The organism is Pontibacter qinzhouensis (assembly GCF_008017455.1).
GTDB classification, from domain to species: Bacteria; Bacteroidota; Bacteroidia; order Cytophagales; family Hymenobacteraceae; genus Pontibacter; species Pontibacter qinzhouensis.
Genome location: NZ_VRTY01000016.1, coordinates 50940 through 64939, shown reverse-complemented (window position 1 = coordinate 64939; position 14000 = coordinate 50940). Strand labels below are relative to the sequence as shown.

Here is a 14000-nt window from a genome sequence, read left to right as displayed (position 1 = left end):
GTACTTTTTTTATTATCGCACTAAAAGCTAGGACTTTACATAATTGCTTCACAGTTAGATTATTGTACTTAACTATGAAAAATAACCAATTGCACTCAAAAAACATTACTATATAGAGATTCCCTATATAATTAAATAGAATAAATACAGCATTTACGTTAATTTTCTGCAGCTCTTACCAGGTAACGAAACAGCTACAGAAACTATGGCTGATTTTAGAATTTACGGTTAAAGCAGCAGGCCTAAATCAGGCATACTGCAGATAGAGTTAGTTGAACCCTGTCTTTCCTGCTGCTACCAGGTACATCGCTGGCAGCTCCTTCAGCAGCATACAGCTGAGGCGCCATGGGCTGGAATATTGTCTACTGCCACCTCTGGCCTTCCTTTTTACCTTTATAGATTCCTCTTATACCTTATCGTTCTTTATCGTCGCAGAGTAAGGCTACTACTGGCTCGGCTTCATAGAAATTTCTGATCGTATTAGTAATCTGGTCGGTTTCAACTAAAAAACCATCGTGCCCAAAATCGGAATGGATGAGCCCAAAAGAAGAACCGGGCACATGCTCGTGCAAAAACTGCTGCTCGGCAACCGGGAACAGCACATCGGTATCTACTCCAATAAAAAGCGCCTTCGCTTTTATCTGGCTTAAAGCTTTTTCGATGCTGCCTCTGTCGCGGGCCACGTTATGCGAATCCATGGCTTTGGAAAGTATCCAGTAGGTATAAGCATTAAAACGTTTAGCCAGCTTTTCGCCCTGGTACACCTGGTAAGAAGATGCCCTGAAATTATCGGTAATACTGTTGCCTGGTTCCTGTTGCGTTCTGTCGTAGGAGGCATAATGCCTATAAGAAAGCATAGCAATGGCACGTGCAGTTTTCATGCCTTCGAGCCCTGCTGTTTCGGTATCTGTGGCCCAGCTCGGGTCCAGGCGAATGGCCATACGCTGGCTTTCGTTAAAAGCGATTCCCCAGGGCGAATGGCGCGCATTGGATGCCACATGAATAAGGCGCTTAAAGACTGTTGGCCGCTGTATACACCACTCCAGTGCATGCTGCCCACCCAACGAGCCACCTAAAACAGTATGAATCTCTTCTAAACCCAGCTCCTGCCGCAGCAGATCGAAGGCAGCTACAATGTCGCGGTTTGTTACTTCCGGGAAATCATGGTAAAAAGGTTTTCCGGTGGCCGGGTTAACAGAAAGCGGCCCAGTGGAGCCATAGCAACCACCAAGTGTGTTGGCACAAATAATAAACCAGTCAGCAGGATCATATAATTTACCTTCGCCAATAAGCCCGCACCACCAGTCGGTAAAATCAGAATTGCCGGTAAGCGCGTGGCATACCCACACCACATTGTCGTGTTGCGGGTTCAGCTGCCCAAAAGTGGTATAAGTAAGCTGGAAGCCGGGCAAAATTGCGCCCGACTCCAGCCTGAAATCTTGTTGGTATTGGTATAGATGATGCTGTGGCATTCTTAGTTGTCTAGTTAGTTACAGGCTCACCTGCTGTTGCCAGCACTTTGGCGAAGGCCTGCTCAAAATCTGCTTTAATATCCTGAATGTGCTCGATACCGGCCGACACACGCAGCATAGTTGGCTCTACACCTGCACCCAACTGGTCTTCATCAGATAATTGTTGGTGTGTGGTAGAGGCCGGATGTATAATTAATGTTTTGGCATCGCCTACGTTTGCCAGGTTACTTACAAGTTGCAGGCTATCTGCAAACGTGGTAGCCTGCTCTTTAGAACCTTTTAAGCGGAAGGAGAACACACCGCCGAAACCTCTTTTCAGGTATTTTTTAGCCAGGTTATGATATGGACTGCTTTCGAGGCCAGGGTAATTTACGCTCTCCACCTGCTCATGCTGCTCCAGCCACTGTGCCAGTTCCAGCGCGTTCTGCACTGTTCTATCAACACGCAGCGAGAGGGTTTCGAGCCCCTGGAGGAGCAGGAAAGAATTGAACGGGCTCAAGGCCGGACCGAAATCGCGTAGGCCTTCCACACGGGCGCGAATGGCAAAGGCAATGTTCCCGAAAGGCCCGTCAGAACCGAACACTTCCCAAAAGTTCAGGCCATGGTAGCCTTCAGCAGGTTCAGAGAAAGCCCTGAATTTGCCGTTGCCCCAGTTATAGTTTCCGCCATCAACAATAATGCCTCCAATGCTGGTGCCGTGTCCGCCGATCCATTTGGTAGCAGACTCTACCACCACGTTGGCGCCATGCTCCAGCGGCCGGAACAGGTAACCACCGGCTCCAAAGGTATTGTCTACAATAAGTGGCAGGTCGTGTTTGCGGGCAAGCGCGGCAATGGCTTCAAAATCCGGAATGTTGAAACGTGGGTTGCCTATAGTTTCGAGGTAAATGGCCTTGGTTTTTTCGTCGATGTGTTTTTCGTAGCTTTCTACCTCGTCGTTTTCAGCAAAACGGGCCTGTATGCCCAGGCGCTTAAACGAAACTTTAAACTGGTTGTAAGTACCACCATACAGGAACTTAGTCGTAATAAAATTATCGCCAGCCTCCAGGATGTTATTCAGCGCCAGAAACTGCGCTGCCTGCCCGGAAGCCACGGCCACGGCCGCCACGCCCCCTTCCAGGGCCGCGATGCGTTTTTCGAACACATCGGTGGTAGGATTCATGATGCGGGTATAAATATTACCGAACTCTTTCAGGGCAAACAGGTTGGCTCCGTGCTCGGCATTTTTAAAAACATAGGAAGTGGTCTGGTAAATGGGCACTGCTCTGGAGAGTGTGGTAGGGTCTATTTCCTGGCCAGCATGCAGTTGCAGAGTTTCGAAATGTAAGGTATCAGCCATATCTTTGATTATATAGAAGGATTTAAATGAATGTAAAAGTTTTTCAGGAGGAATGTGTAAGTATATTTATGAGGCAGCAGGAGTGTCTGCAGCAGCTACTCCTGGGATTAACACGAATGCAGCGTCGGTGTTAACAACAGCAACAGGATCCTATTCGCACAGGCATTGGCCTTTGAGATAAGAAATGACGATGCCTACTCAGATTTTCTGAAGGCACATATACAGTACAATACGATGTTCTCTTGATTCCCTTTTTCATTGCGTTATCAATTTATATTCTTCCGAACTTTTCGGAATCAGGAATTAGCACCTTTACCTTGGCAGTTAGGTTGCTAGAGTTTCACTGAGCCTGTCTCTCCACTCTTCTTTATAAATCAAAATCCTTTAGGGATAATTGACTTGATGTTGCAATAATAAGACCTGCTGCCCGTAAATCCAAAAAAAATAGTTCCTTTTTCAAAATCCGCTTTTCAGTTCTGGTTCACCTGCTGCTCTTTAAGGCGTCGCGGCAGACAAAAATCCGCAGCAGCAAAACCTTCTGTTATGGAAAGAACCTCCGCCTGCCATTCCTGTACAAGAAAGGCAAGAAAGAACTGCTGCCTCAAAATACATAACACGAGAAAACCTATTCTGTTAAAATTAAAAGAAAAAACTTCAAATCTAAAACGCGGAGAGGCAATTATTAACTAACATGTGGTAGTAACTACTTCAGCACAATTCATTACCGGGCAAAGGTTGCAGATTGGTAGTTTAGTGCAACTTATATATATAAAAATATAAAACTAATTAGGCACCTACCAGTATAATGAACCATATAAATCGTGTTGCAACATACGAAACATACCTCAGTATCGGTTTATATATTATTCACAATAATTTTCAGACCTTTAAAATATACATAACTTTGCCTTTCTACAATTCCGAAAAATTAATGGAGGCTATAAAAGAAACTAACTTCTCCTTTTCAGGACAAACTGGGTTTTATAGAGGCAAAGTCCGCGATGTTTACTATTTTAACGACAAGCTGGCTATTATAGCCACCGACCGGATTTCTGCTTTTGATGTGGTGCTGCCACGCGCAATCCCATACAAGGGCCAGGTACTTAACCAGATTGCCAGCCACTTTTTAAAGGCAACCGCCGATATTGTACCTAACTGGGTAATTTCTACACCAGACCCAAACGTAACTATTGGGCACCACTGCGAACCTTTTAAGGTCGAGATGGTTATACGAGGATACCTGGCGGGCCATGCCTGGCGTGAGTACAGGTCCGGGAAAAGACAGGTGTGTGGGGTGACATTGCCGGAAGGCCTGCGTGAGAACGACAAGCTGCCGGAACCAATTATAACGCCCACTACCAAAGCCGACCAGGGTCACGACGAAGACATATCCCGTGAAGATATTTTGAAGTCGGGGCTTGTATCTGAAGAAGATTATCTTAATTTAGAACTTTATACGCGTAATTTATTTGCGCGTGGCACCGAAATGGCTGCTAAGCAGGGGCTTATTCTGGTAGATACCAAATATGAGTTTGGCAAAAGCAACGGACAGATTTACCTGATCGACGAAATTCATACCCCCGACTCCTCGCGTTACTTTTACAGCGATGGCTATGCAGAACGCCAGGAAAAAGGCGAACCGCAGAAGCAACTCTCGAAGGAGTTTGTGCGCCAGTGGCTTATAGAGAACGGATTTCAGGGCAAAGACGGACAAACGGTGCCGGAAATGACCGATGAGGTAGTAAACAATATTACAGAGCGCTATATAGAGCTGTTTGAGGTTGTAACAGGCTACGAGTTCGAAAAAAGAACCCAGCAAAATGCCTTAAATTGCATCGAAAATAGTGTAAAAGAAAACATTTTACCCTAACTTACTAAATTTTTAGAGTAGATTTTGGTACATTCGCATTTAAATCTTTACTGCTAGACACATGAAGTACACGATTGATAAAAAAGAAAACTACACTACCATTACAATAGATGAGAAGAAGCTTGATACTTCTATAGCACCAGACCTGAAGTCTGAGTTTGTGAAGTTGAACGCAGAGGGGATCACGAACCTGATTCTGGATATGTCTAATGTAAAGTACACAGATTCCTCCGGCCTTAGCTCTATCCTGATCGCAAACAGGTTATGCAACTCCACTAACGGACTGCTGATTTTAACTGGCCTGCAAGACCATGTGATGAAACTGATCACTATTTCTAAGCTGGAGTCGGTACTGAACATTCTGCCAACTGTAGAAGAAGCCATAGACCGTGTTTTCCTACACGAAATTGAGCAGGACCTGACTAAAAAAGAAGACTAAGCTGTAAGGCCTGCGTGGATTTTGAGCTCAGAATTTTAGGTAGTTCCTCGGCTACTCCATCGGCAAACAGACATCATACCGCCCAGTTATTAACCATTGGTAACCAATACCACCTCATAGATTGCGGCGAAGGCACACAAATGCAGCTGATGCTTTACAAAATAAAGCATCAGCGCATTTGTAATATCTACATCAGCCACCTCCACGGCGACCACTACTTCGGCCTTGCCAGCTTACTATCGACTATGCACCTGCACGGCCGGCAAACACCTCTCCACCTTTTCGGCCCTGCCGGCCTCTCCGAAATTCTTAGCTTACAGTTTCGCTACTCCGGCACCAACCTTTGTTTCGACCTTATTTTTACGGAGTTAGATACTACTGCCCATACTCTTATTTTTGAAGATAAGGACATAACCGTGCACACACTCCCGATGCTGCACCGTGTACCCTGCTGTGGGTTCCTGTTTCGCGAAAAGCCAAAGCCAAGACCACTGGTAAAGGAGAAGCTACCGGACTTTTTAACGCCTCAGCAACTGGTCGGCCTTAAAGCCGGTAAAGACATTTTTGATATGCACGGTAACCTGCTGGTAGCTAACAAGGAGGTAACCCTGGAGCCAAAACCACAACGGAGTTACGCCTATTGCTCCGATACTCGCTTAAACACTGCCATTGTGCCCTGGCTGCAACACGTAGACCTGCTCTACCACGAAGCCACCTTTACCGACGATCTTCGCGAACGTGCGCATTACACCTTCCATAGCACTGCCAGACAAGCAGCTGAGCTTGCTTTGCAGGCACAAGTGCGGCACCTGCTTATCGGGCACTTTTCGGTTCGCTACAAAGATCTTAGCCCGCTGCTGCAGGAAGCGCAGGAGACTTTCCCTAAAACGGATTTAGCCATTGAGGGTAGTATTTTTTGTGTGCGCGAAGAAGACGCACCAGCTGAAGAACAGTAGCCAGTCGTATTACAAAATTAGAGATCAATATTAAATTTTGTTGTAAAGGTTAGTGTTGTAAGAGGAACTTAAATTATGCCAATGAAAATGGCCTCCAGAAGGTTTTTCATTAGAAAACGGCCAAGGGTTAACCACACAGCTTCAAATCTTCAGCTACTACTGGCAGCATTAAAATTAACAGGAATCTGACGTTTTATTTACCCGCATTTCTCACAATAAGGTCAGAAATCAGGTGGCTTGTTTCCTTTAAAAAAACAGTAGCGCTGTTTAAGGTGCTGATAAATTAAGTCGAAGTTCCTATCTGGCACACGAACGGCAATTATTCTAATGAAAATACCCTTCCAACAGTAAAACAGCTATTTTCAGGTCAAGGGTAAGTTTTCGTGTAAAATGAGTAACAAAAAAGGAGAGGCGCTAACACCTCTCCTTTTTTATATTATCACGTCTAAAACTTACTTTGCCATTTGCGAAATCTTCTCTAACGGAATGGTGCTGGCCAGTTTCAGGATATTGTCTTCTTTTGTATCGCTCACTTTGAAGGTAACAAGCGTGTTCTGCAGCGGAATCTGCAGCTCGTAACTTACTTTGCCAGCTTCTGTGTCGTCTACTTTATGGAGCAAGGCTTTGTAGCCGCTTACCCGTACTACCTTTTGGTCTGGGTTACCTGCTCCGGCAATAAACGGCACCGATAGCAGCGCCTGCAAAGAGTTTATGAGTGGCGAATTATTAATGATGTCGAGGTTAGCGCCTTTGGTGTCGGAGCCGTAGGTGCGCTGTATATAAAGGCCCCCGATCAGGCCTCCGCCGGCACTGGTTACCTGGTCATTTTTTGTATTGGCGTCCAGGGCTTCCATTTTGGCAGGCAGCATTTTAAGTATCTCTTTGCCGATTTCCACATCCAGGTCGCGTAGCATTTGCTCCATAGCCGCGCGGGAGTCTACGAGGTTGCCAGAGGAGTAATTTTTTCGGGCATCGGTGAGGTTGCTGTTAAACTGCTGCGCAAACGAGGTTAGTGTAAGCAGACAGAAAACAAAAGTGCCAGTAAGTATCTTTTTCATAATTTAAATGTCTTTTGTGTTGATGCTGTGTAGGTGCCGGTGTTATTTTTCGCCTAACATTTTCTTGATGCCATCTATGTCTACTGCATTGGCAGCTGCCATAACCTCCTGCTCGTTTTTAAAGTTTACGCCTTCGTAGAGCAACATAGACGACTGGCCTAGCGGAACAGTCAGTTTGTAGCCTTCGCCATCGCTGTATTCTATTACCGCCCGGTGCCCTTTTACTTTTGTCTGTTTCCAGTCTTGCTGGCCTCCTGTGGTTTGTGCGTAGCCGCCTGTGGTCATGTACTGATTTACCATGTTTACATAGGCTGCATTGTTGGCAACAGTTACCCGCAATTCTTTCTCCTGGCTATCGGTGTATTGGCGCAGAATGGTTAGTCCGGCCCAGCCCCAGCCCATGCTGGTTACCTGCTCTACCTCCTCATCTTTTTTCAGCCCCGAAATGGCTTCAGGCAGGGAGGCTAGTATCTTCTGCCCGATCTCCAGTTCAACGCCCAGCATGGCTTGCTGCACAGCATACCGTGCCTCGCCATAACTACCGGCTTTAAAGGATGTCTCGGCTTCAGAGAGGTTTAGGTTTACATCTGGGGTGGTTGCAGCCAGGCCTGCTCCTCCTTTATTCGTGGCTTTACTGCCGCCTTTGCTGCCATATACTACACCGCCACTGTTTCCTGCAGATGATGAATTGCTGTTACCGCTAGTATTGTTGCCGGCAGTGGTTCCGTCGTTGGCTTTTTTCTTGCCTCCAAACAAGTTGTCCAGAGCTTCGTCTACTTTAGCGTCTGCCTTGTTGGTTGTTTTTTGTTTTACTTTGTTTAGCAGTCCGGCCTGAGCCATTACTCCCTGATGCCCCAGGCAAAGCCCCAGCGCTACCATTAAAATTTTACGCATTTTCATAGTTAGTTTTTATTCGTATAATTCAATTTAAAATATTTTAAACAAAATTACAAACAATTATGTGGTTTTTAGGTTATAGCATGGTAATTATTCATCACCATCTCATTTTGCCCTGTTAAAACCCATAGTTGCTTATTAAACAGCATTTTAAAACACGATTAACTACAGAACCCATAGCACAGTATTAGATGGAGCCTATTTATTCCTGATTGGTTGCATGACTGTTAAATTTTCTTATCTTTTGAGTGTGATGTGTCGGTTGTGTTTGACCAGCATGGAAGTTATGCCTACTTGCACTCTAATTATTCGAATGAAATTGGCCTTCCGAAGGATTTTGAACAAAGAACAGCCAAGGGTATGCAGGTGCTGCTCACGGTGTAACGCCTTGCATACGCTCCCTCAGCCATAGCTTCTGCCTTTATTCAATTGTTGCTTCTCCCATCATCTTAGCCATTCCTGATCGGGTGCTTCGGGCTACATGTGTTTTTGTTAATATCTTTTTACCTTTGGTTGCTAAAACCACGACTTTTATAACCTACTCCTGTTTTTGTTCATGCATAAGTTTTTAATTCGATGAGCGTAGTTTCTACTTCTGAAAAAAAGCGCACACAACTCTTCCTGGTGCTGAGTGGCATTTTTATAGCCAATGCCTTGCTGGCAGAACTTATTGGCGTAAAAATATTTTCAGGTGAAGCGCTCTTCGGATTGCCGGGGGCGCAGCTTTCTATTCTGGGCTCCAAGCTGGATTTTAACCTGACGGCAGGCGTTATCATCTGGCCGGTTGTCTTTATTACCACCGATATCATAAATGAATATTTTGGGAAAGAAGGCGTTAAGAAGGTCAGTATACTAACCGTACTTCTGATTCTGTATGCATTTCTGGTTATTACTGTGGTAACGGGGCTGCCGCCGGCTCAGTTCTGGCTGGAGGTGAACAACACAGATGCAGATGGAAACCCTTTCAACATCGATTTTGCCTTTAACAGTATTTACCGCCAGGGGCTGGGCATTATTATAGGATCGGTCGTTGCATTTATTATTTCGCAGTTTCTTGATGCCACCGTGTTTCACTGGCTGCGCCGCTACACAGGCAGCAAAAAAATATGGCTACGGGCAACAGGCTCTACGTTAGTGTCGCAGTTAATAGATAGTTTGGTGGTGCTTTTTATTGCGTTTTACTTTTTCGGGAACTGGTCGCTTACACAGGTGCTGTCGGTGGCAGGGCTCAACTACATTTACAAATTTTTTGTAGCCATTGCACTAACACCACTGCTGTATGTGGCACATTATATTATAGATGGCTACCTGGGCCACCGGGCCGCGAAAGATCTGGCAAAAGAGGCGGTGCATTAATAAAAAGAGACAAGCAGCGGCAGCTTTTAAATTTGCTGCCACAGCATGTATTTAACCTGCTGTTCTTTAGCTTCTTTAGCCAAAAGCAGTTGGGAACTTAGGCCTTAAGAGCAGATTAATATCCGAATTTTAGCTTATTTTGCAGCTTAAACAACTGAACCTTACCTTATGGCACGTTTCCTTACAGGCATCCAGAGCACAGGCAGACCACATTTGGGCAACTTGCTGGGCGCTATCATTCCCGCCATCGAGCTTTCCAGCACCTCGCAGGAAGAATCGCTTTTTTTTATAGCCGACCTGCACACCCTTACCGCCATCCGCGATGCGGACGTTTTGCGCCACAACACGTACTCAGTGGCAGCCTCCTGGCTTGCCTTCGGGTTCGATACCGACCGGCATATTTTTTACCGACAGTCTGATGTACCGATGGTGACAGAGCTGGCCTGGTACCTGAACTGCTTTGCACCTTTCCCGATGCTGGCCAATGCGCACTCGTTTAAAGACAAATCGAATCGCCGGGGCCTGGCAGACGTGAATGCCGGACTTTTTACATACCCTGTGCTCATGGCTGCCGACATTCTGCTCTACGATGCCAATATTGTGCCCGTAGGGAAAGATCAGATTCAGCACCTCGAAATTACCCGCGACATTGCCAGCTCCTTTAACCACACCTATGGCGAAACGTTTGTATTGCCCGAAGCCAAGGTAGACGAAGCAGTGAAAACAGTACCTGGCCTGAACGGAGAGAAAATGAGCAAGTCGTACGGCAACATTATCGATATTTTTGAAGCCGACAAGCCTCTCCGGAAAACCGTGATGAGCATTATTACCGACAGCACACCACTTGAAGAGCCCAAAGACCCTGACACTGATACCGTATTTAAGCTATACAAACTGCTGGCAACACCTGCTGAAACAGAAACCATGCGCCAGAACTACCTGAACGGAGGCTACGGCTACGGGCATGCCAAACAAGCCTTGTATGAGCAAATAGTAAACAAATATGCCAAAGAGCGCGAGCTGTTCAACTATTACATGAACAACCTGCCCGAAATCGATAAAAAATTGAACGAAGGCGCTGAAAAAGCAAAAGCAATTGCCGGCCCTGTGCTGCAACGTGTGCGGAAAAAAATAGGCTTTTAAGTACTGGTAAACCCATACAAATCCTAAGTAGGCCTTGTAGAGCAATTAAAAAGGCCGGAGTAGCTGTTAACGAGCTGCTCCGGCCTTTTTTGCTTTACTAAACGTTTGGCATGGGCGAAACGGAAAACCCTGACTTGGGCCACTCCTCTAAAGGCCATAGCTGATACTGCTGAAATGGTGCAACTTAAACACGCTTCCAGAGGTAAAAATAATTTGTGCTAAAAGTAAAACATTCTATAAAAAAGTTTTACATTGTATACCTATAGTAAAGCTATCGTCTTTTAAGGTTAACTTACCCATCCCCATCATGATAAACCTGAAAGAAATAAAAAACGACTTGCCGGCAGGAATTGTGGTGTTTCTGGTGGCGGTACCACTCTGCCTGGGCATTGCCATGGCCTCGGGTGCCCCTCTTTTCTCTGGTATAATTGCCGGAATAGTTGGTGGCATTGTGGTTACACTTATTAGTGGGTCGCAGTTGGGTGTAAGCGGACCTGCTGCAGGTTTGGCTGTTATTGTGTTGCAGGCTATACAAGGGCTCGGGAGTTATGAGGTCTTTTTGTCGGCGGTAGTGTTGGCGGGTGCCATACAACTGGCGCTCGGGTTTCTGAAAGCGGGGAGCATCGGCTATTATTTCCCTACCTCTGTTATAAAAGGAATGCTCTCGGGTATTGGTGTCATTATCATTCTGAAACAGATTCCGCATGCCTTTGGCTACGACAGCAACTACGAAGGCGATGTTCATTTTGTGCAGCCAAGTGGCGGCACCACCTTCTCTGAGCTTTTTAATGCATTTAACTATATTACGCCGGGGGCTATCCTGATCAGTGGCCTCTCGCTGGCAATCCTGATTTTCTGGGATCAGGTACTGACGAAAAAGCATAAGGTTTTTCAGGTTATACAGGGCCCGCTGGTAGTGGTGGTGCTTGGCATTGTGTTGAACGTGGTGTTTGCCAATGGTTTTCCGCAGTTTGCGCTTGCTGCCAGCCAGTTAGTAGAGTTGCCGGTTGCCAGTAGCCTAAACGGGTTTGTGCAGCAATTTACCTTACCCGATTTTAGCCGCGTGTTCACCTACGATGTGCTTTTTCTGGCCGGCACCATTGCCATTGTAGCCAGCCTCGAAACGCTGCTCTGCCTCGAAGCAACCGATAAGCTCGATCCTTACAAAAGAATAAGCCCTGCCAACAAAGAGCTGGTGGCGCAGGGAGTCGGGAACATGGTTTCGGGCATGATCGGTGGTTTGCCGCTTACACAGGTTATCGTCAGGAGCTCGGCCAATATACAGTCAGGTGGCCGAACCAAGCTCTCTGCCCTCATACACGGGCTGCTGATCTTGTGCTGCGTTTTGCTCGTGCCCCAGGTCCTGAACATGATCCCGCTCTCGAGCCTGGCCGCAATTCTGATTGTTGTGGGGTACAAGTTGGCTAAACCGGCACTGTTTTTAGGCATGTACCGCAGCGGCTGGAACCAGTTTCTGCCATTTGTGGTAACGGTAATCGCCATCGTTTTAACCGATCTTTTAACCGGTATAGGCATCGGTATGGCAGTAGCTATTGTAAACATTCTCCGGAACAATTACAAAGTGTCGCACTACCTGTACAAAGACGAGAAAAGCATTACCCGCGACAAATACCGCATGCTGCTGGCCGAACAGATTTCTTTCCTGAACAAGGGCAATATTCTGCAAACGCTACGGAAAGTACCTGAAAATGTAGACCTCGAAATCGACTTATCTAAATCGGCTTACATAGACCCTGATGTAAGAGAACTTATTGAGGATTTTAAAGAAACGGCCGTCACTAAAAATATAAACCTGACTATAAAGGAGATAGACCGGACCACTGCACCTACAGATGAGAAAGCGCTTTTATAATCTGAAGTAACAGTACCCTTGATAGCAAAACTACCAAAATAGCTTTGGAAGGGCATTTTCATTTAAATAATTACAAGGCGATCAGGTAGCCTGAAGGGTATAAAAGCCATTGTACTCGTAGGTTACTTAAACAAAAGCAGGACAAGCAGCAGTATATAAAAGATTAACTAGGTAAAACATAAAACATGAGAACACTAACAAAAGAACTTCAGGACCAGCTTACACCACAATCAGCGCTAGACCTATTAATAGAAGGTAACAAGCGGTTTGTAAGCAACCTCAAACTGAACCGGAACCTGCTGCAGCAAGTAAATGAAACATCGCAGGGGCAGCACCCGCTCGCCATTATCCTGAGCTGCATCGATTCCAGAACCTCAGCAGAGCTCATTTTTGACCAGGGCCTGGGCGACATCTTCAGTGTCAGGATTGCGGGAAATATTGTAAACGAGGATATTTTAGGCAGCATGGAGTTTGCCTGTAAAGTGGCCGGAGCAAAATTGATTGTGGTGCTGGGCCATTCCAATTGCGGTGCCATAAAAGGAGCCTGCGATGATGTAGAACTCGGTAACCTGACTGGCCTTATCGGCAAAATTAAATCGTCTATGCAAGGAATGGAGTACCAGGGCGACCGCACAGCTGCCAATTCGGAATTCGTAGAGCAGGTGGCCGAGCGAAATGTACACCACATGATGAAGGAAATCCAAAGAAAGAGCAGTATACTTAACCAAATGATCCAAAGTGGAGAAGTTGGCATTGCAGGTGGCATGTACGACGTAGAAACTGGCGTGGTTGAATTTTACGAAGATTCACTGCATACAAGTGAATTGCTGAATGAAGAATCTGGCAAGCAACATTAGTATAAAGGTCGACAAAAAGGTTTATCTTAAAGATCCTGCATCTTCGGATAAGGGGCGGCACATAGTAGAGCAGAGCATTTTGCTACTCGATGAGCTTGGCCTCGAGGCCTTTACTTTTAAAAAGCTGGCTACCCGAATGGGTACCACCGAAGCCACTATTTACAGGTATTTCGAGAGTAAGCACATGCTGCTCTCGTACCTGGTGGCATGGTACTGGAGCTGGCTGGAATACAGGCTTGTGTTTGCTACTCAAAATATGGCATCGGCTACCGAAAGGCTTAAAATTGCCATCGGAATTCTATCAGGTAAAGTAGAGCGCGACATGGATTTTCAGCACGTAGACGAGGTGGCGCTGCAACGAATAGTGGTGGCTGAGTCTGCAAAAGTTTACCTGACAAAAGAGGTTGATGACAATAACCGTGAAGGCTTCTTTTTCAGCTACAAGCGGTTCTGTAAGCGCGTGTCTGATATAATTCTGGAGATAAACCCGGGCTTTAAGTTCCCGGCTTCGCTGGTTTCTACAGTGGCTGAAACGGCGCATTACCAGAAGTTTTTTTCGCTGCACCTGCCCTCGCTCACTAACATATCCGATAGCAAAGACGAACAGTTGGTTGAGTTTCTGACGGATCTGGTATTTAAGACTATAAGTTAGATCGGCAATTGGTTCATCTAACCTTAAACACAGAAGAGGCTGTCTTTTATAGGCAGCCTCTTCTGTGTTTAAATACTTGTACAACTGG

12 protein-coding genes and 1 riboswitch are annotated in these 14000 nt (G+C 45.9%); of the genes, 8 read left to right on the top strand and 4 right to left on the bottom strand.

Going from position 1 to position 14000, the window contains the following annotated elements; all coding sequences use genetic code 11:
* Positions 1-413: 413 nt before the first annotated feature.
* Both FVR03_RS06240 and FVR03_RS06235 read right to left on the bottom strand, forming a co-directional pair.
* The gene (locus FVR03_RS06240; RefSeq protein WP_147920876.1) at positions 414-1472 is read right to left on the bottom strand and encodes a homoserine O-acetyltransferase family protein; all 1059 of its coding nucleotides are present in this window, start codon (positions 1470-1472) and stop codon (positions 414-416) included.
* Between the two features lie 10 nt (positions 1473-1482).
* Positions 1483-2811 carry an O-acetylhomoserine aminocarboxypropyltransferase/cysteine synthase family protein gene (locus tag FVR03_RS06235; protein WP_147920875.1) on the bottom strand — a complete coding sequence of 443 codons (1329 nt, stop codon included), beginning with the start codon at positions 2809-2811 and terminating at the stop codon, positions 1483-1485.
* 268 nt (positions 2812-3079) lie between these two features.
* A riboswitch (SAM riboswitch) is annotated at positions 3080-3187 on the bottom strand.
* A gap of 555 nt (positions 3188-3742) precedes the next feature.
* Between FVR03_RS06235 and FVR03_RS06230 the strand changes: the two genes are divergently transcribed.
* From FVR03_RS06230 to FVR03_RS06220, 3 genes are all read left to right on the top strand, one after another.
* A complete protein-coding gene (locus FVR03_RS06230) occupies positions 3743-4681 on the top strand; it encodes a phosphoribosylaminoimidazolesuccinocarboxamide synthase (RefSeq protein WP_147920887.1) in 939 nt (312 codons plus the stop codon).
* A 61-nt stretch (positions 4682-4742) separates the two neighbouring features.
* A complete protein-coding gene (locus FVR03_RS06225; RefSeq protein ID WP_147920874.1) occupies positions 4743-5120 on the top strand; it encodes an STAS domain-containing protein in 378 nt (125 codons plus the stop codon).
* A 14-nt stretch (positions 5121-5134) separates the two neighbouring features.
* On the top strand, positions 5135-6076 hold the full coding sequence (locus FVR03_RS06220) for a ribonuclease Z (protein ID WP_147920873.1): 942 nt from the start codon (positions 5135-5137) through the stop codon (positions 6074-6076).
* Positions 6077-6528: 452 nt separating this feature from the next.
* Here the strand turns inward: FVR03_RS06220 and FVR03_RS06215 are convergent, their stop codons facing one another.
* Together FVR03_RS06215 and FVR03_RS06210 are read right to left on the bottom strand one after the other, a co-directional pair.
* Positions 6529-7134, bottom strand: a complete 606-nt coding sequence (locus FVR03_RS06215; protein WP_147920872.1) for a hypothetical protein — start codon at positions 7132-7134, stop codon at positions 6529-6531.
* Between the two features lie 42 nt (positions 7135-7176).
* A complete protein-coding gene (locus FVR03_RS06210; protein ID WP_147920871.1) occupies positions 7177-8028 on the bottom strand; it encodes a hypothetical protein in 852 nt (283 codons plus the stop codon).
* Positions 8029-8607: 579 nt separating this feature from the next.
* Here FVR03_RS06210 and FVR03_RS06205 point away from each other — a divergent pair.
* From FVR03_RS06205 to FVR03_RS06185, 5 genes are all read left to right on the top strand, one after another.
* Positions 8608-9387 carry a queuosine precursor transporter gene (locus FVR03_RS06205; protein ID WP_147920870.1) on the top strand — a complete coding sequence of 260 codons (780 nt, stop codon included), beginning with the start codon at positions 8608-8610 and terminating at the stop codon, positions 9385-9387.
* A gap of 168 nt (positions 9388-9555) precedes the next feature.
* Positions 9556-10530 (top strand): tryptophan--tRNA ligase, encoded by a 975-nt coding sequence (gene trpS / locus FVR03_RS06200; RefSeq protein ID WP_147920869.1) that lies wholly within the window; start codon positions 9556-9558, stop codon positions 10528-10530.
* Positions 10531-10837: 307 nt separating this feature from the next.
* Complete coding sequence (locus FVR03_RS06195) at positions 10838-12403, top strand: SulP family inorganic anion transporter (protein WP_147920868.1); 1566 nt, start codon at positions 10838-10840, stop codon at positions 12401-12403.
* 185 nt (positions 12404-12588) lie between these two features.
* Positions 12589-13260, top strand: coding sequence for a carbonic anhydrase family protein (locus FVR03_RS06190; protein WP_147920867.1), 672 nt, complete (start codon positions 12589-12591; stop codon positions 13258-13260).
* Positions 13235-13912 (top strand): TetR/AcrR family transcriptional regulator, encoded by a 678-nt coding sequence (locus FVR03_RS06185; protein WP_147920866.1) that lies wholly within the window; start codon positions 13235-13237, stop codon positions 13910-13912. The genes FVR03_RS06190 and FVR03_RS06185 overlap by 26 nt, the downstream gene beginning before the upstream one ends.
* The last annotated feature ends 88 nt before the right edge of the window (positions 13913-14000 follow it).